At 66.5% G+C, this 20296-nt stretch carries 20 protein-coding genes; 11 read left to right on the top strand and 9 right to left on the bottom strand.

Annotated elements, in window-relative coordinates; all coding sequences use genetic code 11:
- Positions 1 to 45 precede the first annotated feature (45 nt).
- The 4 genes from H4W27_RS02100 to H4W27_RS02085 form a co-directional block, all read right to left on the bottom strand.
- A complete protein-coding gene (locus tag H4W27_RS02100; protein ID WP_192594458.1) occupies positions 46 to 1155 on the bottom strand; it encodes a YihY/virulence factor BrkB family protein in 1110 nt (369 codons plus the stop codon).
- Between the two features lie 45 nt (positions 1156 to 1200).
- A complete protein-coding gene (gene trpS, locus H4W27_RS02095) occupies positions 1201 to 2205 on the bottom strand; it encodes a tryptophan--tRNA ligase (protein WP_318782085.1) in 1005 nt (334 codons plus the stop codon).
- A 49-nt stretch (positions 2206 to 2254) separates the two neighbouring features.
- A complete protein-coding gene (locus H4W27_RS02090; protein ID WP_192596371.1) occupies positions 2255 to 3070 on the bottom strand; it encodes an exodeoxyribonuclease III in 816 nt (271 codons plus the stop codon).
- Positions 3071 to 3159: 89 nt separating this feature from the next.
- Positions 3160 to 3756 (bottom strand): hypothetical protein, encoded by a 597-nt coding sequence (locus H4W27_RS02085; protein WP_192594457.1) that lies wholly within the window; start codon positions 3754 to 3756, stop codon positions 3160 to 3162.
- Between the two features lie 197 nt (positions 3757 to 3953).
- Between H4W27_RS02085 and H4W27_RS02080 the strand changes: the two genes are divergently transcribed.
- The gene (locus tag H4W27_RS02080; protein WP_192594456.1) at positions 3954 to 4292 is read left to right on the top strand and encodes a hypothetical protein; all 339 of its coding nucleotides are present in this window, start codon (positions 3954 to 3956) and stop codon (positions 4290 to 4292) included.
- Between the two features lie 4 nt (positions 4293 to 4296).
- Here the strand turns inward: H4W27_RS02080 and H4W27_RS02075 are convergent, their stop codons facing one another.
- From H4W27_RS02075 to H4W27_RS02060, 4 genes are all read right to left on the bottom strand, one after another.
- Positions 4297 to 5787, bottom strand: a complete 1491-nt coding sequence (locus H4W27_RS02075; protein WP_192594455.1) for an MFS transporter — start codon at positions 5785 to 5787, stop codon at positions 4297 to 4299.
- A gap of 82 nt (positions 5788 to 5869) precedes the next feature.
- A complete protein-coding gene (locus H4W27_RS02070) occupies positions 5870 to 6466 on the bottom strand; it encodes a hypothetical protein (protein WP_192594454.1) in 597 nt (198 codons plus the stop codon).
- Positions 6467 to 6540: 74 nt separating this feature from the next.
- On the bottom strand, positions 6541 to 7833 hold the full coding sequence (locus H4W27_RS02065; RefSeq protein ID WP_192594453.1) for an ABC transporter permease: 1293 nt from the start codon (positions 7831 to 7833) through the stop codon (positions 6541 to 6543).
- The gene (locus H4W27_RS02060; RefSeq protein WP_192594452.1) at positions 7830 to 8537 is read right to left on the bottom strand and encodes an ABC transporter ATP-binding protein; all 708 of its coding nucleotides are present in this window, start codon (positions 8535 to 8537) and stop codon (positions 7830 to 7832) included. The genes H4W27_RS02065 and H4W27_RS02060 overlap by 4 nt, the downstream gene beginning before the upstream one ends.
- A gap of 133 nt (positions 8538 to 8670) precedes the next feature.
- On the opposite strand from H4W27_RS02060, the gene H4W27_RS02055 reads away from it, so the two are divergent.
- The 5 genes from H4W27_RS02055 to H4W27_RS02030 all read left to right on the top strand — a co-directional run bounded on the left by H4W27_RS02055 (position 8671) and on the right by H4W27_RS02030 (position 14578).
- A complete protein-coding gene (locus H4W27_RS02055; RefSeq protein WP_192594451.1) occupies positions 8671 to 9648 on the top strand; it encodes an ABC transporter ATP-binding protein in 978 nt (325 codons plus the stop codon).
- Positions 9641 to 11497: an ABC transporter permease gene (locus tag H4W27_RS13505; RefSeq protein WP_225938971.1), complete on the top strand. Its 1857-nt coding sequence runs from the start codon at positions 9641 to 9643 to the stop codon at positions 11495 to 11497. Before H4W27_RS02055 ends, H4W27_RS13505 begins: the two co-directional genes overlap by 8 nt.
- Positions 11498 to 12058: 561 nt before the next feature.
- Positions 12059 to 12787 (top strand): ABC transporter permease, encoded by a 729-nt coding sequence (locus H4W27_RS02040; RefSeq protein ID WP_192596369.1) that lies wholly within the window; start codon positions 12059 to 12061, stop codon positions 12785 to 12787.
- Positions 12784 to 13557, top strand: a complete 774-nt coding sequence (locus H4W27_RS02035; RefSeq protein WP_192594450.1) for an ABC transporter permease — start codon at positions 12784 to 12786, stop codon at positions 13555 to 13557. Before H4W27_RS02040 ends, H4W27_RS02035 begins: the two co-directional genes overlap by 4 nt.
- A gap of 223 nt (positions 13558 to 13780) precedes the next feature.
- Positions 13781 to 14578, top strand: coding sequence for an ABC transporter ATP-binding protein (locus H4W27_RS02030; protein WP_192596368.1), 798 nt, complete (start codon positions 13781 to 13783; stop codon positions 14576 to 14578).
- A 30-nt stretch (positions 14579 to 14608) separates the two neighbouring features.
- On the opposite strand, the gene H4W27_RS02025 is transcribed toward H4W27_RS02030, so the two are convergent.
- The gene (locus H4W27_RS02025) at positions 14609 to 15118 is read right to left on the bottom strand and encodes a MarR family winged helix-turn-helix transcriptional regulator (RefSeq protein WP_192594449.1); all 510 of its coding nucleotides are present in this window, start codon (positions 15116 to 15118) and stop codon (positions 14609 to 14611) included.
- A gap of 144 nt (positions 15119 to 15262) precedes the next feature.
- Here H4W27_RS02025 and H4W27_RS02020 point away from each other — a divergent pair, with 144 nt between their 5' ends.
- From H4W27_RS02020 to H4W27_RS02000, 5 genes are all read left to right on the top strand, one after another.
- Positions 15263 to 16186, top strand: coding sequence for an SDR family NAD(P)-dependent oxidoreductase (locus H4W27_RS02020; RefSeq protein WP_192594448.1), 924 nt, complete (start codon positions 15263 to 15265; stop codon positions 16184 to 16186).
- A 63-nt stretch (positions 16187 to 16249) separates the two neighbouring features.
- Positions 16250 to 17194 (top strand): amidohydrolase family protein, encoded by a 945-nt coding sequence (locus H4W27_RS02015; protein ID WP_192594447.1) that lies wholly within the window; start codon positions 16250 to 16252, stop codon positions 17192 to 17194.
- Positions 17187 to 18383 (top strand): acyl-CoA dehydrogenase family protein, encoded by a 1197-nt coding sequence (locus H4W27_RS02010; RefSeq protein ID WP_192594446.1) that lies wholly within the window; start codon positions 17187 to 17189, stop codon positions 18381 to 18383. The genes H4W27_RS02015 and H4W27_RS02010 overlap by 8 nt, the downstream gene beginning before the upstream one ends.
- 187 nt (positions 18384 to 18570) lie before the next feature.
- Positions 18571 to 19044: a MaoC family dehydratase gene (locus H4W27_RS02005; protein ID WP_192594445.1), complete on the top strand. Its 474-nt coding sequence runs from the start codon at positions 18571 to 18573 to the stop codon at positions 19042 to 19044.
- Positions 19045 to 19183: 139 nt separating this feature from the next.
- Entirely contained in the window at positions 19184 to 20188 is a 1005-nt protein-coding gene (locus H4W27_RS02000; protein ID WP_192594444.1) for an ABC transporter substrate-binding protein, read from the top strand.
- Positions 20189 to 20296 lie beyond the last annotated feature (108 nt).

The raw sequence follows: 20296 nt of genomic DNA, 5'->3' as shown, positions 1-20296 counted from the left end.
CCCGGACGGTACACGCAGCCGGGCCGCAGTCCGCTGGCTCCCCGATCAGCGGACGCGACCGGCGGGGCCCTCCCGCCGGAGGCGGTGGTCGGTGGCGATGGCCGCCCAGGCCGCGGAGAGCAGGTAGACCAGGCTGAGCACGAAGAAGTAGATGAAGAAGCCGAGCACCGTGGCGAAGGAAGACACGATCAGGTTGCCGCCTTCGACCCCGCTGAGCAGAACCGTGGAGAGATTGCGCAGCAGGGAGGAACCGACCGCGGCGATCAGCGCGGCCCGCCACAGCACCGAGACCGGCATCACCACCCGCGAGGCCACGCGGAAGACCAGGACCGCGACCAGCAGATCCAGGATCAGCGGCACCGCCACGGTCAGCACAGTGCCGACCACACCTTCGAGCCAGGTCAGATCCCAGCCCAGGATGTCAGCGCTGAAGTTGAAGAGCTCCGTGGAGAGAAGGCTGGTGGCCGTGGCGGCCAGGAGCATGCTCCCCAGCAGCAGCATGACCAGAAGGTCCCGCGCCTTGACCAGCAGCACGTTCTCATCCATGAGCGGGCGGTCGAAGATGCTCCGGATCCCGGCACGAAGCCCGTTGATCCAGCTGAGTGAGGCGACGGTGGCCACGACCAGCGAGACCACCAGCGTGAGTCCGAACCCCTGGGTGTCGAAGAGCCGCTCCTCCGTGGCGAGCCCCCCTTCGCCGACGACCCCGGGCAGCGCGTCGTTGGTCAGGTCCACGATCGTTTGCTGCAGCTCCGCATCTCCGCCGATCACGATCCCGGCCACGGAGAAGCCCGCCACCAGGGCCGCCGAGACGGAGAAGAACATCATGTACGCCGCACCCGCGGCCATGACCGTCCCGTAATGGAACAGGAACAGGTTGATGATCCGCATTCCACGCATCGTGTCCAGCCGGGTGAGCCCCCAGTAGAGGCTCGGCCCGATCATCTGGACCCGGCTGCGCCCGGCGCGGCGAGCATGGCCCCAGTCGCGACGCGCCCTGACCTCCCGGCGGCGCAGCGCGTCGAGGTCGAGCGGGTTGACCATCCCCGAGACCTCTTCACGGTCATTCATCACCTTCGCGGCCGCGCGCGCGTGCCCGGCGATCACACCGAGCCCGCCGGTCCGTGGCCGCAGCCGAGAAGGGTCCTCATTCACCCTGGCATCACCTTCACGTCACCTCGCGTCACCCTCCGCACGGAATCATCCCGCCGCCGGGAGGAACCCGATCTTCTCGTAGACCTCGGCGAGGGTCTCCCCCGCCACCGAGCGCGCCTTCGCGGCACCTGTGGCGAGCAGGGCGTCGAGCTGCGCCGGGTCCTCCAGCAGCTCCTCGGCACGATCCCTGATGGGCCCGAGCCGGGCGACCACCACCTCGGCCAGGTCCACCTTGAGGTGGCCATACATCCTGCCCTGGTACTCGTCCACGATCTCCTGGACGGGGCGGTCGGTCACCGCGGAGTAGATGCTCAGCAGGTTCGAGACGCCCGGCTTCTCGGCGCGGTCGAAGCGGATCTCGCCGCCGTCGTCGGTCACGGCTGACTTGATCCGCTTGGCGATCTGCTTATCGGTGTCCATCAGGTTCAGCAGGCCGTTCGGCGACTGCGCGGACTTGGACATCTTCGCAGTGGGGTTCTGCAGGTCATAGATGCGCGCCCCCGACTCGGGGATGAAGGGCTCGGGCACGCGGAAGGTCTCGCCATAGCGGTGGTTGAACCGCTGAGCGAGGTTGCGGGAGAGCTCCACGTGCTGCTTCTGGTCCTCCCCCACCGGGACGCCGTGCGGCTGGTAGAGCAGGATGTCGGCGGCCTGCAGCATGGGGTAGGTGAAGAGTCCGACGCCGGCCGCATCGGCGCCCTGCTTGGCGGACTTGTCCTTGAACTGGGTCATCCGCGAGGCTTCGCCCATGCCGGTCAGGCAGGTCATGATCCAGCCCAGCTGCGCATGCTCGGGCACGTGGGACTGCACGAAGAGCGTGGAGCGTTCGACGTCGAGGCCCCCGGCGATGTACTGCGCGGCGGTCCTGCGCACTCGCATGCGCAGCTCGGCCGGATCCTGCTGCACCGTGATCGCATGCATGTCCGGGATGAAGAAGAAGGCGTCATAGCGCTCCTGCATCTTCACCCAGTTGACCAGCGCTCCCAGGTAGTTACCCAGGTGCAGGGAGTCAGCCGAGGGCTGCATCCCGGAGAGTACGCGCTCAGTCACAGCAGTTCCTTCGTGTTGTCAGAGAAGTTTCAGCGGGCAGGCGCCCTGATCAGGGCAGCCGGTAGTCGACGACCAGCGGCGCATGGTCGGACCAGCGCAGCGAATAGTCCAGGGCTCGGTCGACCTTGAGGTTCGAGGCCAGCCCGGCCAGCTGCGGCGTGGCCATGTGATAGTCGATGCGCCATCCGGTGTCGTTGTCGAAGGCCTTCCCGCGGTAGGACCACCAGGTGTAGGGCCCCTCGACCTCACCGGCCAGGGTGCGGGCGATATCCACATAGCCGAGCTCGCCGAAGTACCGGTCGAAATAGGCGCGCTCCTCCGGAAGGAATCCGGAGTTCTTCACATTGCCGTTCCAGTTCTTGATGTCGAGCTCCCGGTGGCCGACGTTGAGATCGCCCATCACCAGGATGTGGTCGGTGCGCGCGGCCAGCCTGGGCAGGTATTCGGCCATATCGGCCAGGAATCGCATCTTGTGCTCCTGCTTGGTGGTGCCCACCTCGCCGGAATGCACGTAGACGCTGATCACGGTCAGCGTCGTGCCGTCACCGAGCGTGTAGTCGGCTTCGATCCAGCGGCCGTCGTCCTCGGAATGGCCCCCGCCGATTCCCGTGCGGGTCGCGACGGGTGCGGTGCGGGAGATGATCGCGACGCCGGCACGACCCTTGTCCGCGGCCTCGTGCTCGTGGACGTGCCACTGATGCCCGGTGGGCTCGGTCATCTCGGCGACGAGCCTGGTCAGGATCTCCTCGTTCGCCCGCACCTCCTGCAGGGCCAGGATGTCGATCTCCCGGTCCGCCAGCCACTCGCCCATGCCCTTGCGGTGAGCTGCACGGATCCCGTTGACGTTCACCGAGGCGATGCGCATGTGGCCCTCAGCCTTGGAGTCCACGATCCGGTGGGGATGCTCGCCGAAGTACTTCTCATCCGTGGGGGTCTCAGTCACGTCTGATCCTCTCAGTTGACGATCTCGCCGGTGATCGGACGGTCGTCCTCGTTGTTCCTGCCGCTGCGCCCGGCGGAGTCCTGCTGTGCGCCCGAGCTGCGGCCCACGTGCTCGGAGAGCATGTCGCGGCCGTTGCCGGCGGTGGTCTCGATGGTGTCCAGCGCCCGGTCGATCATCTCCAGATCAGCCTCGGATCCCTTGGCGAGCTCCTGGGTGATCACGCGCTTCTGCACTTCCACGATCTTGAATGAATGGTCCAGCTTGAGGTTTCGGGCGTGGGTGTCCTCATCGACCACGGCGGTGCCCCCGCCGGCGTCGGCCCGGCGCGAGGCGGCATCGGCCCGCGCGGAGTCCAGGGTGTCGCCGAACTTCTTGGCCCCTGAACGCACCGAGAGCACCAGCACGGTGGCCAGCAGCAGCCAGCCGCCCGCGATCACGGCGATGATCCAGCCGATCACGTCGTTCTGGTTCGCGGCGAAGATCAGCGCCACCAGGAGCACGGTGATCATCACCGCGAAGCTCAGTCCCGAGGTGCGTCGGCCGAAGTTTCTCAGCGCACCGTTCGCGCCGGATGTGCTGCCAGTGGGCAGGGGCTGCGGAGAACTCATGGGCTGATTATCCCTGTCTGCGCGCGCGGAACGCGAATCGCGGGCAGGACGGCACCGCAGGGGTCGCACAGGCACCCGGGCGAGGATGCTGCGCAGGAGCCCCGGGCGGATGTTGCACAGGCGCCGGGGCGCCTGGGTCTCCTATGATGGCCTGGACCGATGCACGCCAGACGCCCTGCCACCCAGAGGAGACCCAGATGACCACACAGCCCGAGACTCCGCGCGGCGATGTCCCTGAGCGCACGACCTGGATGCGCCGCTACACGCTCGACCCGGCGCTGGCCGATGAGTTCGTCTCGTTCCTGTCCAAGCAGGTCATCCCGGCGCGTGAGGAGCAGGGGTTCACCGTGGAGTCCATGTGGCTCTCCGACGGCAAGGACGAGCTCACCTGGTTCGTCAGCCGCTTCGGTGACCGCGAGGACTTTCTCGCGGCGGAACAGGCCTGGGAGGAGTCCCCCGAGCGTGCCGAGATCTTCGCAGGCGCTCCGGCCTATGTGACGGGCAAGGACCTGCGCCCGGTGACGCGCCTGCGCTGAGGCTTCAGCGTCCTCGGTGCTCCTGAGGCCCCGGAGGCTCCTGAGGCCCTGCCTGACCCGCCCGCCGGGCGGCGAAGATCGCGGCGGCCACAGAGCTGAGCATCAGGGCGGCGATCACCAGCGTGGCGATCACGATCCCGCTCTGATGCCCCTGCTCCTGGCTGACCGAGAAGTAGATGCCGGTGACCACGGCGATGCCGATCGCGGTGAACACGCGCTGCACGGTCTGCGCCACCCCGCCGGCCGCCCCCGCCATCTGCTCGGGGACATCATGCATGGACAGCGTCTGCGCACTGGGGATGATCAGCGCCTGGGAGACGCCGACGACGCCCAGGGCCGCGGCGAGCAGCCAGAGCGAACCATAGGGGGTCGCCATCAGCGCGGCGGCTCCGGAGAGCAGCAGCATCGCGAGCACGGCCGTGACGGTGCCTGCCACGAGCATCCGAGGACCCTTGCGCTCCACCGCCCTGCCCACGCGGGAGGACAGCAGCACGACCATCGCGGCGCTGGGCAGGGTCACCAGCCCGGCGATCAGGGCGCCCTGTCCCTGGCCCTGTTGGACATAGACGGCGACGACGGCCCAGATGGCGGGCATGCCGGCGAAGTAGAGGCCCAGCACGATGGTGTTGAGCGTGTAGCTGGGCAGCGCGAACAGCTTCAGGTTCACCATCGGTGCGGACTCGTGCCGGCGTCCCGCCCGTCGCTCCCAGAGCATCCACAGCCACAGCACCAGCAGTCCCGCCACAGCGGACAGACCACCGAGCAGGCTGCGGAACTGGATGAAGGGCAGCATCAGCAGCAGCACCGCGAGGCTGAGCAGGACGACGCCGAGCGGGTCCAGCCGCAGGATGCCCTGCGGCTGCCCACCGGTGGGCGCCTGCGCTTCAGCACCGGGCGCCGCGTCGTCGTCCTGGGGCTTCGGCAGCCAGAGCAGAATGCAGAGCAGCGCCGCGGCCGTGACCGGGACGTTGATCAAGAACGTCGCGCGCCAGCCGAAGTCAGTGCCGGTGGTGTCGATGATCAGCCCGCCCAGCGCGGGGCCCGCCGCCACGGCGACCCCGATCACCGTGCCCATCATCCCGTAGGCGCGGCCGCGCGCGGACCCGGTGAACAGCTGCTGGATCATGCCGATGACCTGGGGCGTCAGTATTCCGGCGGCGAATCCCATGAAGAGCCGTGCGGCGTTGAGCACCAGCGGGCTCATCGCGAGCGCCGCGCCCAGGGAGGCGAGGCCGAAGAGCACCACGCCGATCATGAAGAGCCGGCGGCGGCCCCAGATGTCACCGGCGCGTCCGGCCGGGACCAGGGCCATGCCGAAGGCCAGCGCGTAGCCCGAGAGCACCCATTGCAGATCTGCGGAGCTCGCCCCGAGACTGTCCTCGATGGCGGGAAGTGCGACGTTGACGATGCTGATGCTCAGCAGCGCGGCGAAGAGCGGCAGGAACATCGCTGCCATGATGCGGCGCGAGCTGCCGGTGGGAGAGGTCTGATTCACGAGCTCACACTATCCCCGCAGAACAGAACGGGGGCGCCCCTGAAGCAGGAGCGCCCCCGTCATGACGGAGCGTTGGGGCTGATTACCTGGTGAACTGCTTCAGATAGGCCTTGACCTCGCCGCTGAACGCCAGCATCAGCCAGTAGATGGTGACGATGACGTAGACGATCGTGAGCACCACGACCAGCATGTCGGCGCCCAGGCCGAACAGCGCCCCGAAGGCGACGCTGACCACGCTGAGGACCACGCCGATGATGGCGAAGACGATGCCGGTGACGCGCGCCCAGTTCTTGTTCTTGACCAGGCCGAAATAGACCAGCAGGTACAGGCCGACGCCGATGATCAGCGTGATCCAGGCGAAGCCGGTGTTGAACGCCGCCCCGAGCTCTGCGGCGTCCACCGCCTCCTGGCCGGTCATGCCCGCCTGCTCATAGGCGGAGATCATCTCCTGGCGAGCCTCATCCCCGCCCCCGAACAATCCGGGAAGGGCGTTGAGGACATAGATCGCCAGCGAGACGAGCGTGAAGGTCTTCAGCAGGCTGAACTTCTTCGGCTCCGCCATCGGACCGCCATATGTCCCGGGGGCATAGGGATCCGTGCCGTACTTCGGGTTCGGCTGACCGCCGGGCTGACCTCCGGGGTGGCCGCCGGGCTGTTCACCATAGGGTGGGGTGCTCATAACTGCTCCTTCGTCTTCATCACTGTTTCGTCTTCATCACTGGTCATCATTCACCGTAGCCCGCGGGGCCGCGCTCACTCGTAGCGAAGCGCCTCGATCGGGTCCTTCTTCGCAGCCCTGGCGGCGGGAAGCGTGCCGGCCAGGAAGGCGATGACGACGATCAGGGCGGTGATGCCCAGCAGCGCCATCGGGTCGACGGCGAAGAGCGTCAGCCCCGCCACCTCGCCCAGCGGCCCGCCCTCTCCGGTGAGCCACCCGTTGCCGATCAGTCCCGCGGCCACTCCGAGCCCCACGCCGATCACCGAGCCCATGATGCCGATCACCACGGCTTCCATGGAGAAGAGCCCGAAGACCTTGCCGCTGGACATGCCGAGCGCCTTCATCAGACCGATCTCGCGGGTTCGCTCCTGGACGGACATGAGCAGCGTGTTGACGATGCCGAAGCTGGCTGCGAGCAGGGCGATGAGGCCGAAGCCCGAGAGCACCCAGGAGACGGCGTCGATGACGCCCTGGATCGCTCCGATCTGGTCCTCGACGGTCATCCCGAGCAGCTCCTCCTCGCTGAGCGCGTCCTTCACGCCCTGTTCATTGGCCTCGAGATCGTCCACGTCGACCACGGCCATGGAGTAGGCGTCCTGGGCCTCGCCCTGGTAGCCCTCCATGGAGAGGTCATAGAGCTCCTGGTTCAGCTCACGGGAAGGCATCGGCGTGGCGCCGATGCCGGAGAGGGCCTCTTCGGTGACCCCGACGATCTCCGCCTCCACGGTCGACTGCTCGCCGGTCACGTTCGAGACACCGATCTCCACGGTCTCCCCGATGACCTGCTCGGCGTCCTCGGCGTCGAAGACCGTGAGCCACTCGGCCGGCACGCTCAGGTCCATCCCGTCGTCGCCGGGGGTCTCCCCCGCCTCGAGCTCCAGCCCCAGCGCATTGGCCGGGCTGTCCAGCGTCAGCGCGTACTGATCGCCGGCGCTGTTCTCCAGATAATCGGCGGAGACGACGACCACCGGATCCACTGCGGAGACGTTGTCGATGTCTTCGATGTTCTCGATGTCGGACTCGGTGAGCACGTCGCCGCCGGTGCCCGGCCCGAACATGCCTGACGAGCCCGCGGCGGCCTCCGGGTCGTATTCGGCGGGACCCTCGGTCTCGGCCTCGGCCGAACCGGCCTTCAGGACGAACATCTGCGAGGAGTCACCGAATCCGGCGACCACATTGTCCACATACTTGTTCACCCCTGCGCCGAGACCTGAGGTCAGCGTGAGCGTGAAGGCACCGATGACGATGGCGACCACGGTCAGGGCCGTGCGCAGCTTGGAACGGAAGGTGTTGCCCAGCGCAGTGCGGGCGACGTCGACTGATCTCATGCGTGCGTCCCCTTCGCGCCGTGCTCCTCGGTGACGATCTCGCCGTCCTGCATCATGAGGCGACGCTGGCATTTGGCCGCCAGGTCCTCATCATGGGTGACGACCACCAGGGTGATGCCGTGGTCACGGTGAAGTCCGAAGAGGATGTCCTCGACGATCTCGGAGGTGACCGTGTCCAGGTTGCCGGTGGGCTCATCGGCGAAGAGCACCGTGGGCTTGTTCACCAGGGCTCGGGCGATGCAGGCACGCTGCTTCTGTCCGCCGGAGAGGTTCGTGGCCTTGTTGCGGGCCTTGTCGGCCATGTCCAGCTGCTCCAGCACCTCCAGGCCTCGGCGGTTGCGCTCGGACCTGCCGACGCCGGCGATCTTCAGCGGCAGCGTGATGTTCTCCAGCACGGTCTGGTTGGGGTTGAGGAAGAACTGCTGGAACACGAAGCCGAAGGTGTCATTGCGCAGCTGAGAGACCTTCTTGGGCTTGAGCCTGTTCACCGGCTCACCCTCCAGCGCGACGACGCCGGCGGTGGGCTCGTCGAGCAGCGCCAGCAGATGCATGAGGGTGGACTTGCCGGAACCTGATTTGCCCACGATGGCGACAGATTCGCCCTCGTGGATCTCGAAGGTCAGGCCTTTGAGCGCGTCGAAACGAGTCGCGCCCTTGCCATAGACCTTGACCAGGTTCTCGGTCTCGAGAACTGGAACGGACATAGATGACCTTTCATCGGAGAGGGGTGTTCACTTGTCACTCATTCTCCCGGATGACGGCGCAGGACACATCGCTCTTGAGGATGAACCCTTGACAGACCCCAGGGGTCTCGGGCGCCCGAGTACACTGCACCTCATGCCCGTCGAACACGCGATCCGCGCCACAGGTCTGACCAAGCGCTATGGAGATTTCACCGCAGTGGACGGGATCGATTTCACGGTGAACCGCGGGGAGTCCTTCGGGCTGCTGGGTCCCAATGGAGCGGGCAAGTCCACCACCATGCGCATGATCGCCGCCGTGGCCGCCCGCACCGGCGGAACCATGTCCGTGGCCGGGCTGGACCCGGAGAAGAACGGGCCCGAGGTCCGCGCACGGCTCGGAGTGATCCCCCAGCAGGACAACCTCGACGAAGAGCTCAGCGTCCGCGAGAACATCATCATGTACGGCCGGTACTTCGGCCTGCCTCGCCGCTGGCTGAACACGAAGACCGAGGAGCTGCTGGAATTCGCGCAGCTCACCCATAAGGCCACCTCCCGGGTGGAGGACCTCTCCGGAGGAATGAAGCGCCGGCTCACCATCGCGCGCGCCTTGGTCAACGAGCCTGAGATCCTGCTTCTGGACGAGCCCACCACGGGCCTGGACCCGCAGGCGCGCCACATCCTCTGGGACCGGCTGTTCCGACTGCGCGAATCCGGCACCACGCTGGTGCTGACGACTCACCATATGGATGAGGCCGAGCAGCTCTGCGAGCGCCTGATCGTGGTCGACCAGGGACGAATCATGGCAGAAGGCTCCCCCTCCGCACTCATCCGCGAGCACTCCACCCGCGAGGTCCTCGAGCTGCGCTTCGGTCTGGACCGCAACCAGCAGCAGGCGGAGCAGCTCACCACGCTGCTCTCCGCGGAGGATCCCGGCGGTGCTGGTTCCGACGGCGGCATGGGGTTCAGCCATGTCGAGGTCCTTCCGGACCGACTGCTGGTCTATGCGGCCTCTGCCGAGTCTGCGCTGGAGCGCATCCACGCGGCGGGGCTGCGCCCGGTCACCTCGCTCGTCCGCCGGTCATCACTGGAGGACGTCTTCCTGCGGCTGACCGGCAGGAGCCTCGTTGACTGAGCAGGTGCGCAGCAGGACTGACACGGCTTCCCGCGCCGACTCGCCCCTCGGCCCGGCGGCCGACAAGCAGGCCCTCGCCGGAGGTGTCCGCCGCCTCGGCGCCCTGCACCAGGCTGAACGCACGCTGCGCGGAATGCGCGCCTATGGCGGGGTCATCCTGTTCTCCTCGATCAGTCAGCCGATCATGTACATCCTGGCGATGGGCCTCGGCCTCGGGGTGCTGGTGGGCGAGGGAGGCGACTTCACCCAGTACGGGGCGAGCAGCTATCTGATGTACATCGGACCTGCCGTCCTCGCCTCCACGGTCGCGATGGCCGCGGGCATCGAGTTCACCTTCCCCGTCATGGAGGGTTTCAAATGGCGACGCTTCTACTACGGCGCACAGGCTTCCCCGCTGAGTCCGGGACAGATCGCCTCGGGCCACATCCTCGCTGTGAGCGTCCGCTTCGCCGTCCACGCAGGAATCTTCACGCTCGTGCTGCACCTCTTCGGCGCCGTCAGCTCGCCGCTGGCCGTCCTGCAGATCGCCAGCGCGCTGCTGGGCGGACTGGCCATCGGCCTGCCGATCATGGCCTATGTCTCCACTCTCCGCGATGAGAAGGGGCAGATGTCGCTGATCCAGCGCTTCGTCATCATGCCGCTCTTCCTCTTCTCAGGGACGTTCTATCCGCTGACGAATCTGCCGGGGTTCCTGCAGGTCATCGGCTGGTTCTCGCCGATCTGGCACGCCAATGAGCTGGGCCGGGTGCTGGCGTTCTCCCAGCCGACCCCGATGTGGCTGATCCTGGTCCATGTGGCCTACCTGCTCGCGATCACCGCCGGCGGATGGCTGATCACCGTCAGGGTCTTCACCCGCAGGCTGGGACTGGAGGAATGGCGCGGGCGCACTCCCGGCGCCAGGGCCGATGCGCGCAGACAGACCCGCATGGCCGCCAGGGACGCGGCCGACGTCGAACGCTCAGCGGCCGCACGGGGCAGTTCAGATGCGACGGAGCCCCACAGCAGTTCAGCTGCTCTGCCGACGCCGCCCCGCAGCACGTTCCGGAGCGGTCTCGGTGCCAACTACTACTCGGGCAACATCCGTGCCGTGTTCGGTCGTGGACTCACGGCGATCAGGAACAATCGCGGGGTCATGTTCCTCTCCGGGCTGTTGGAGCCGGTGCTGTTCCTGACCTCGTTCGGACTGGGCATCTCTCCGATGATCGCCAGCGTCGAGGCCGATCAGGTGGGCCTCGACGGCGGTGGAACCATCAGCTATGCCGCTTTCATCGCGCCCGCGCTGCTGGCCGTCTCGGCGATGAACGGTGCGATCTTCGACTCCACCTGGAACGTGTTCTTCAAGCTCAAGATCACCAAGCTCTACCGCACGATGATGTCCACGTCCCTGGGACCGGTGGATGTGGCCGTGGGCGAGATCTGCCTCGCCCTGTTCCGCGGCGGCATCTACGCCCTGGGCTTCCTCGGCGTGCTGATCCTCGGCGGACTCGTCGACCCGCTGGCGGCCGTGCTGATGTGGTGCGCGGCGCTGTTCATCGCGCTGGGCTTCGCCTCGGTGGGCATGGCGGTGACCTCGTTCATGACCCGCTTCCAGCAGATGGACTGGATGATGATGGTCCTGATCCCGATGTTCCTGTTCTCGGCCACGCTGTTCCCGATCAGCGTCTACCCCGCCGGAGTCCAGGTCGTGATCCAGGCGCTGCCGCTCTGGCACGGGGTGGAGCTGATGCGTGACATCGCCTTCTGGGACTTCGGCGCCCTCACCCTCGCCCATATCGGCTACTACCTGGTCATGATCGTCATCGGACTCGCCGTGACGACCTACCGGATGAAGAAGCTCTTCCTCCGCTGAGGCCCCCGTCGACCCCGTCGTCGAGGGGCGGATTGTCCGGGCATCTGATCGGCTCCAAGGCCGCGGCTGCTCGGAGAATCCGCCTCCCAGCGCGGGCGGGGGGCCTTACTTGACTATCTCAATCATTGACTTCTTGAACTATTGGATCCATAGGCATATGCTGAGCCTGATGTGTTCCACGTCACACCGAGGTTGATCTCGGTGTGAGGCTCGGAACGACCTTGCACAAGGGAGTCGCAGATGACCGATGAGCGCTCAGGCCCGGGACCCAGGTCCCGCGGCGAGGCACGACGCAGCCGGGATGAGGAGGCCCACCGACTCCACCGGTGGGAGGCCTCTGCCGCCGCGGACCGTCGCGGGGGTGACATCCGACGTCACACAAATGTCTCGACCTCGGCCGCGCTGGACATCCCCACCCGTCCAGACCCCGCCGCCCCGCTGTCCTCGGTGGCGCAGAGCGGCGCCACCGGGCGAGCCACCACCTCCGGTCCCGGCCGAGCCCGACGACGACGGCGACGCGGACTCAGCACCAAGCTCCTGGGCGCCGCCGGCGTGCTCGGCATGCTGCTGACCTGGGAGCTGCTGCCGCTGACCGGCCTGGTCAACGAGCGCTTCATGCCTCCTGCCTCGCAGGCCATCGGCGGGCTGATCACCAACTTCGGATTGACCGACTTCTGGGTCGCGGTGGCCGACACCATGTGGGCCTGGGCACTGGGCATGATCATCGCGGTGGTGCTGGCCACGGTGCTGGGCTTCGTGATCGGTTCCTCGACCTTCCTGCGGCGGTTCACGAACTCCACCATCGAGTTTCTGCGTCCGGTCCCCTCGGTCGCCCTGATTCCGCTGGCCGTGCTGCTCTTCGGTGTGGGCATCGAGTCCTCGCTGATGCTGATCGTCTACGCCTGCTTCTGGCAGGTGCTGATCCAGGTGCTCTACGGGGTCGCCGACGTCGATGCCGTGGCGATGAACACCGCCCGCTCCTACGGCCTCGGGCCCTTCGCCCGCATGCGCTACGTCACCTTTCCCACGGCGCTTCCCTATGTGATGACAGGAGTCCGACTCGCCGCCGCAGTGGCGCTGATCCTGGCGATCACGGCGCAGCTGATCATCGGCACCCCTGGCCTGGGGGCTGAGATCAGCCGGGCCCAGTCCGGCGGAAACTACGTCTCCATGTACGCCCTGGTGCTCGCCACCGGCCTGCTCGGAGTCCTGATCAACCTGGTCATGCGGATCATCGAGCGCAAGATCCTGTCCTGGCATTCCTCGGTCCGCACGGAGGTGGCGGCATGAAATATCTCCGCAGTTTCTTCAACATCGTGGCTCTGCCGCTGATCCTGCTCTTCATCTGGTTCCTCGGATCCCTGGGCGAGGCGAACTTCTTCATCCCCACTCCCCAGCTGCTGGTGGAGACCTTCATCGAGACCTGGACCAGCGAACGCTTCATCAGCGACGTCTTCCCCTCGCTGGGCAGGCTGATGATCGGCATCGTCCTCTCCATCGTGATCGGGATCGTCGCCGGACTGTTCATCGGCTCCTTCCGCTGGCTGCGGGCCCTGCTCGAACCCACTCTGGAGTTCTTCCGCGCCATCCCGCCCCCGGTGCTCATTCCAGTGATCATGCTGCTCATCGGCATCGGTGACGAGATGAAGGTCTCGGTGATCGTGCTCGGCGCGGTCTGGCCGATCCTGCTCAACACCATCGAAGGTGTGCGCTCGATGGACGAGGTCCTTGCCGACACCAGCCGCACCTATGGGATGACCAAGGTCAACAGCGTGCGGTACCTGATCCTGCCCTCTGCCATGCCGCAGATCATGGCCGGCATCCGGCAGTCACTCTCCATCGCGCTGATCCTGATGGTGATCTCGGAGATGTTCGCCTCGACCGAGGGTCTCGGCTTCGCCATCGTCCAGTTCCAGCGCTCCTTCGCCATTCCAGAGATGTGGTCGGGCATCGTCCTGCTGGGCCTGATCGGCGTCGTGCTCTCCTTCCTCTTCCAGTTCGCCGAGCGCTGGATCCTGGGCTGGTACCACGGGCTGCGCGAGATCGAGCAGTCTGCCTGAGGGCCGCGACACATGCATCTGCGGCCGGGCAGCACCTGCCGGGCTGGATCGACAAGAGCCGCACCGGCCAGAACCTCACTGACCAGAGCTTCACAAGAGAAGGGACCCGGAGATGACCTCCGCACACTCACAGCCCACCAATCCCGTGATCAGCCAGTCCAGCGTCCAGGACACTCCCGATGGGAGGATCCCGGTCGGCAGGACCATGCCCGGTGAGCAGCCCATGCTCTCGGTGCAGAATCTGAAGAAGGTCTACCACACCGACGGCGGAGACATCGAGGCCGTGCGAAACCTCACCTTCGACCTGCCCAAGGGCCAGCTCGCGTGCCTGGTGGGACCCTCGGGCTCAGGCAAGACCACGCTGCTCAAATGCATCTCGGGGCTGATGGCCCCCACCGCCGGGGAGGTGACGCTGCACGGTGAGAAGGTCACCGGCCCGCCCAAGTCCATGGCGGTGGTCTTCCAGGAGTACGGCCGCTCGCTGTTCCCCTGGCTGCGCGTGGCGGAGAACGTGGAGCTTCCGCTGAAGAACCAGGGGATGGACAAGACTGCCCGACGTGAGGTGGTGGCCGAGGCGCTGGAGGCCGTCGGCCTGTCCCATGTTCCGAAGTCCTACCCGTGGCAGCTCTCCGGCGGGATGCAGCAGCGTGTGGCCATCGCCCGCGCCGTGGCCTACCAGCCCGAGGTGCTGCTGATGGACGAGCCCTTCGCCGCGGTGGACGCACAGACCCGCGCGGACCTGGAAGACCTGGTCCGCGGCATCTGGAAGAAGCTCGGCGTCTCGGTGCTCTTCGTGACCCATGACATCGATGAGTCGGTCTACCTGGGCGAACGTGTCATCATCCTGTCCTCCTCGCCCACGGTCATCCAGGAGGACGTGCTGGTGGACCTGCCGGCGGAGCGCGATCAGCTCGAGACGCGCTCCTCGCAGCGCTTCGCCGAGCTGCGTCACCATGTCTATGAACAGATCCAGCTGGCGAAGAAAGGCTTCCGCCCGGAGGACTCATTGACACCCTCCTAGGCCTCTGCGCGGAACGATCCTGCGCTCGGTTCAGTAGACGACCCGGGCAAGCAGCTCGCGCAGCTGGTCTCGTTCTGCGGAGGTCAGGGCCTGCAGGGTCTGCTCCTCTGCCTTCCGGGTCCGCTCGGCGGCCTGGGCGTGGAGCTGCTGCCCTGACTCTGTGGCCACGAGGATCTTGGATCGTCGGTCGCGCGGGTCCGGCTCTCGGCGGATGGCGCCGCGCTCCTCGAGCCGGTCGACCAGGGTCACCACCTGACTCGGGTCCAGGTCCAGAAAGTCGCCGAGCTCTCGCTGTGAGGGGTTGGTCCCCGAGCAGGCCATGGCGAGCACCGCAAAGGGGCGCACCTTGAGGTCCAGGTCGCTGAGCAGCTCGTTGGCCAGGGCGTTGCCCCGGACGCGGGCGCGGGCGGTGAGGAAGGCAACCTCTCGGGCCAGCGGTGTCGCCTGAAAGCGGCCCTCGGCGTCACCGGCACGGTCCGGCTGCACCGAGAGCGGCGCCGCACCGGATGCGGTGGAGGCAGCAGGGGTCGAGGGGGGCATGGAGACTCCTAGCAGAGGCCCTCAGGAGAGGGGTTAGGCGGATGAGAAGACAAATCATTGACTTTCTCAATATTATCAAGTGAGATGTATCACAGTAAGCATAGGCCGCATGGCCACACAGGTGGCCGTACCAGAGGAGAGACTATGTCGTTGCAGGACAAGGTAGCCATCGTGACCGGTTCCGGAGCAGGACTGGGCCTGGCGTACGCCCGGGAGCTCGCCGCCCAGGGGGCCAGCGTGGTCATCAACGACGTGGATCAGGCCACCGCTGATGCAGCAGTGGCGTCGATCGAGGCCGACGGCGGCAAGGCCGTGTCCGTGGTGGCACCCGTGGGGTCCACCGAGACCGCCGAGAAGCTCGTGGAGGCGGCGGTGAACACCTTCGGACGCCTCGACATCCTGGTCACCAACGCCGGCATCCTGCGCGACAAGTCGCTGCTGAAGATGTCCGACGAGGACTTCGACGCCGTCATCAACGTCCACCTCAAGGGCACCTTCACCTGCGTGCGTGCGGCGTTCGGCCACTTCAAGGCCGAGGGCGTAGCAGGCCGGATCGTCTGCATCGGCTCCCCCACCGGCCAGCGCGGCAACTTCGGACAGACCAACTACGCCGCCGCCAAGGCCGGGATCGTCGGCATGGTGCGCACCTGGGCGCTGGAGATGAAACGTGCGGGCGTGAGCGTCAACGCGGTCATCCCGGTGGCTGCGACCGCGATGACCAAGACCGTGCCCTACTTCCAGAAGGCGGTTCAGGCCGAGGAGCAGGGTGAGCCCATGCCGGACTTCTTCCGCAAGGAGCTCGGCTTCGGCACGGCACAGGATGCGGCCGGCGTCGTCGCCTTCCTGGCCTCCGACGCGGTCGAGGGCGTCACCGGCCAGGTCATCGGCGCAGGCGGAGACCGCCTGCAGATCTGGAGCCACCCCGAACCCGTGGTCTCGGAGTACCACGACGGCGGGTGGGACTACGCGACGCTGATGGACAAGGGGCGCGAGATCCTCGACACGAACCTGCAGTCGGTGGGCGAATCCATGCCGGAGCTTCCCGCCGAGCTGCAGCCGACCAGCTAGCCAGCTCTCTGACCCTAGCCAGCCCAGCCCGAGACCCAGTCGAGACAAGGAGAGGAGCCACCGATGCGATACCGATCCGCCATCGACGTGCAGGCCATCGAAGCCGTGGACACCCATGTCCATCTGGAGATGGACTCCAGCGGACACCGAGCCCTGCCCGAGGTGTTCTTCGAGGCCTCCGCGAAGTACTTCAAAACCGCGGAGCGCACCCCCTCGATCGATCGCATCGCTGAGGTGTACCGGGCGCATCGGATGGCGGCGGTGGTCTTCACCGTGGACGCGCGCACCCAGCTGAAGCACGCGCCCAACTCGGTCGATGATCTGGTTGCGGGGTGTCTGCGCAACAACGACGTGCTGCTGCCCTTCGGCTCGGTGGATCCCTGGATGGGGGGCGCGGCGATCACCGAGGCGCAGCGTCAGGCCGAGGAGCTGGGCGTGCGCGGCTTCAAGTTCCACCCCACGGTGCAGGGCTTCGATCCCTCGGACCCGCAGCACTATCCGCTGTGGGAGGCGCTGGAAGGGATCGGTCTGCCGCTGATCTTCCACACCGGGCAGAACGGGATGGGCGCAGGCACCCCCGGCGGGTCGGGGCTGAAGCTGAAGTACTCCAACCCGCTGCTGCTCGACGACGTCGCCGCGGACTTCCCCGCGCTGCCGATCATCATGGCGCACCCCTCGGTGCCCTGGCAGGACGAGGCGATCTCCATCGCCACGCATAAGTCCAACGTCTACATCGACCTCTCCGGCTGGTCACCGAAGTACTTTCCACCAGCCCTGGTGCGCAGCGCGAACAACATCCTCTCGTCCAAGCTGCTCTTCGGCACCGACTACCCGCTGATCACCCCGGAGAAATGGCTGGGCGCCTTTGCAGAGCTGCCGATCAAGGACGAGGTGCGGCCGCGGATCCTCAAGCACAACGCCGTCGCACTGCTCGGACTCGACGTGCCCGCTGATCAGCCCGAGACCTCGAGCGCAGACTCCACCACCTCGGGAGTCCGCCATGCGTGAACCGGTCACCGGCAGCGTCATCCCCTCAGACCTCTACGGCTTCGCCGAGCGGCTCACCCCCGCCGAGCGCAGCGTGATCACCGGACTGCGCGAGGTGCTCGCTGAGCAGGTCCACCCGCACCTCAATGCCGCATGGGACGAGGCGCGCTTTCCCGAGGAGATCGTCGCTCCGCTGCGCAGCCTTGGGCTGATGGACCCCCCGGCGCTGCGCGAGGCGGGGGAACCGATTCGCGACATCTTCCTGGGCTTCCGAAACTTCGAACTCACCCGGTGTGACATCAATGTCGCCACCTACTACAACGCCCAGGCGAGCCTGTTCCGCACGGTCTGCGCCGTGGGCGGATCCGCCGAGCAGGCCCGCGAGCTCGACCCGAAGATCGTCTCCCATGAACTCACCGGGGTCTTCGGTCTCACCGAGCCTGAGCACGGCTCCGACGTGGCCGGAGGACTCGCCACCCACGCCACCCAGGACCCTGCGACGAAGGACTGGGTGATCAACGGCGCCAAGCGCTGGATCGGCGGTGCGACCGCGGCCGACGTCGTGGCCACCTTCGCGCGAGACACCGCGGACGGGCAGGTCAAGTGCTTCCTGGTCCCCACCTCGGCCGAGGGCGTGTCCATGCAGGTCATCCCGCGCAAGGCCTCGCTGCGGATCATGCAGAACGCTGACATCGGGTACCAGGACGTCAGAGTCCCGGACAGCGCCCGACTCCAGCAGATCAACAGCTTCTCCGACGTCGCAGGCTGCCTGCGGCGCATGCGCTCGGATGTGGCCTGGATGGCCACCGGTGCCATGGCCGGTGCCTATGAGGCCGCACTGGCCTACGTCCGGCAGCGGGAACAGTTCGGCCGCCCCATCGCCGGATTCCAGCTGGTCCAGGAGAAGCTCGCGATGATGCTCGGCAATCTCACCGCCGCGCTGGGCATGGTCGTCCAACTCACCGAGCAGCAGGCGGCCGGGATCTACCGCGATGAGAACTCCGCGCTGGCGAAGATGTACACCTCGCTGCGGCTGCGCGAGACGGTCGCACTGGCCCGTGAGGTCTGCGGCGGCAACGGCATCACCCTGGACACCGATGTCGCCCGGTTCCACGCCGACGCCGAGGCCATCTACTCCTACGAAGGCACCCACGAGATCAATGCCCTGATCGTCGGGCGCGCTGTGACAGGAGTGGGGGCCTTCACCTAGTCCCGTTCACCCGACCCCAGAGGATCTCGCCGAGGATCTCGTCGAGGAACCGGCCGAGGACTCCACAGAGAATCCCACAAATAACCCCGCAGAGTTCAGCCGAACTGTGATCAAGAAACCATCTGGGCATATGTATATCAAGAATAGAATGTGACCCAGGACACAATCACTCCAACTGAGGAGCAGAATGACTGACACCAATGCAGCTCGGACGGTCGTATCCTTCGACGACGCACGGTCGATGGCCGGCACCGAGCTGGGCGAGACCGCCTGGCGCGAGATCACCCAGGAGATGGTCAACACCTTCGCCGACGCCACCGATGACCATCAGTGGATCCACGTGGACCCCGAACGTGCGAAGGACGGGCCCTTCGGTGCGCCGATCGCCCACGGCTTCCTGACCCTGTCGCTGATCATCCCCTTCTGGGGCGAGCTCTTCGACGTCACCGATGTCAGCACCAAGCTCAACTACGGTCTGGACAAGGTCCGCTTCACCTCACCGGTCAAGGTCGGCTCGCGAGTTCGCATGCATGGAACCATCCGCGAGGTCGAAGAGGTCAAGGGCGGCGGTCTGCACCTGATCGTCGACGCCACCTTCGAGGTCGAGGGTCAGGAGCGCCCCGCCGTCGTGACGACCTTCCTGGCACGGTTCTATCCGTGAACTGCGAGCGATCCGCCCTGGGGAGACTCCGTGAGCTGAAGATCCGCAGCGGAGCAGCCCGACCAGCATCACCACCGCACGGAATCGCTGTATCCGCCGTGGGCCGCCCCTCCGCGACCCCACACATCAAGGAGCAACCATGAAGAAGAACATCGCATCTGTCACCGGGATCGCCGCCATCAGCATCCTCGCCCTCAGCGCCTGCGGTTCGGGCTCAGCCTCCGGGGATGAGGACGCGGAGTCCGAAGGCGAGACCAGCAGCGAGGGCGGCGAGCTGACTGAGATCACGGTGGGCGTGCTGCCCATCGCTCCCTCGGTCGGGATCTACTACGGCATCGAGAACGGCATCTTCGAGGAGCACGGGCTCGACGTCGAGCTGTCCACCTCGAACGCCGGTGCCGCAATGCTTCCCGCAGTGAACACCCAGCAGCTGCAGTTCGGCATCGGCAACCCGAACTCGGTGCTCAACGCCAATGACCGTGGCCTGGACATGCGGATCGTCACCGGATACTCGAACTCGCTGGCCGAGGGCGACGACATCGCGGGCGTGGTCTCCACGGTCGAGAGCGGGATCGACGACTGGCAGGGCCTGGAGGGCAACACCGTCTCGGTCAACGCGCTGCAGACCCAGGGAGATCTGACCATCATGGAGTCAGTGGAGCAGGCCGGAGGCGACCCCGCCGCGGTGGAGTTCTCCGAGATGCCCTTCCCCGACATGCAGGCACAGCTCGAGCAGGGCAACACGGATGCCATCTGGGTCCCCGAGCCCTTCCTGAGCAATGCGCTGGCCGATGAGAACAACCAGCTGGTCGGCTACTCCTTCCAGGACGCCATTCCCGGCATGCCCACCATGGTCAGCTTCAGCTCCGGAGAATATGTCGAAGAGAATCCGGAGATCGCCCAGGCCTTCTCGGACGCCATGACGGAGTCGCTGCAGATGTCCACCGAGGACGAAGAGGGCACCCGGGCACTGCTGCCCGAGTTCGTCGACCTGCCCGAGGAGGCCGCCGAGAACCTGCGCATGGAGGAGCTCGACGCTGAACTCCCCCGGGACGAGATCCAGCAGGCCGGAGACCTGATGGTCAAGTTCGAATTCATCGACGCGGAGCCGGACACCTCCACCCTCTATTTCGAAGGTGAGTGATCACTGAGGTGCCCGCTCGGACGGTGGACATCGGAGAGATCAGCTCAGATGTCCACCGTCTGAGCCGGTGCCCACACCGGCACCGGCACCAGGAAGCTTCCAGCAGCA

This window comes from Nesterenkonia lutea (assembly GCF_014873955.1).
GTDB classification, from domain to species: Bacteria; Actinomycetota; Actinomycetes; order Actinomycetales; family Micrococcaceae; genus Nesterenkonia; species Nesterenkonia lutea.
The sequence above is the reverse complement of the archived record's forward strand: the minus strand, read 5'-3'. Positions and strand labels throughout refer to the sequence as shown.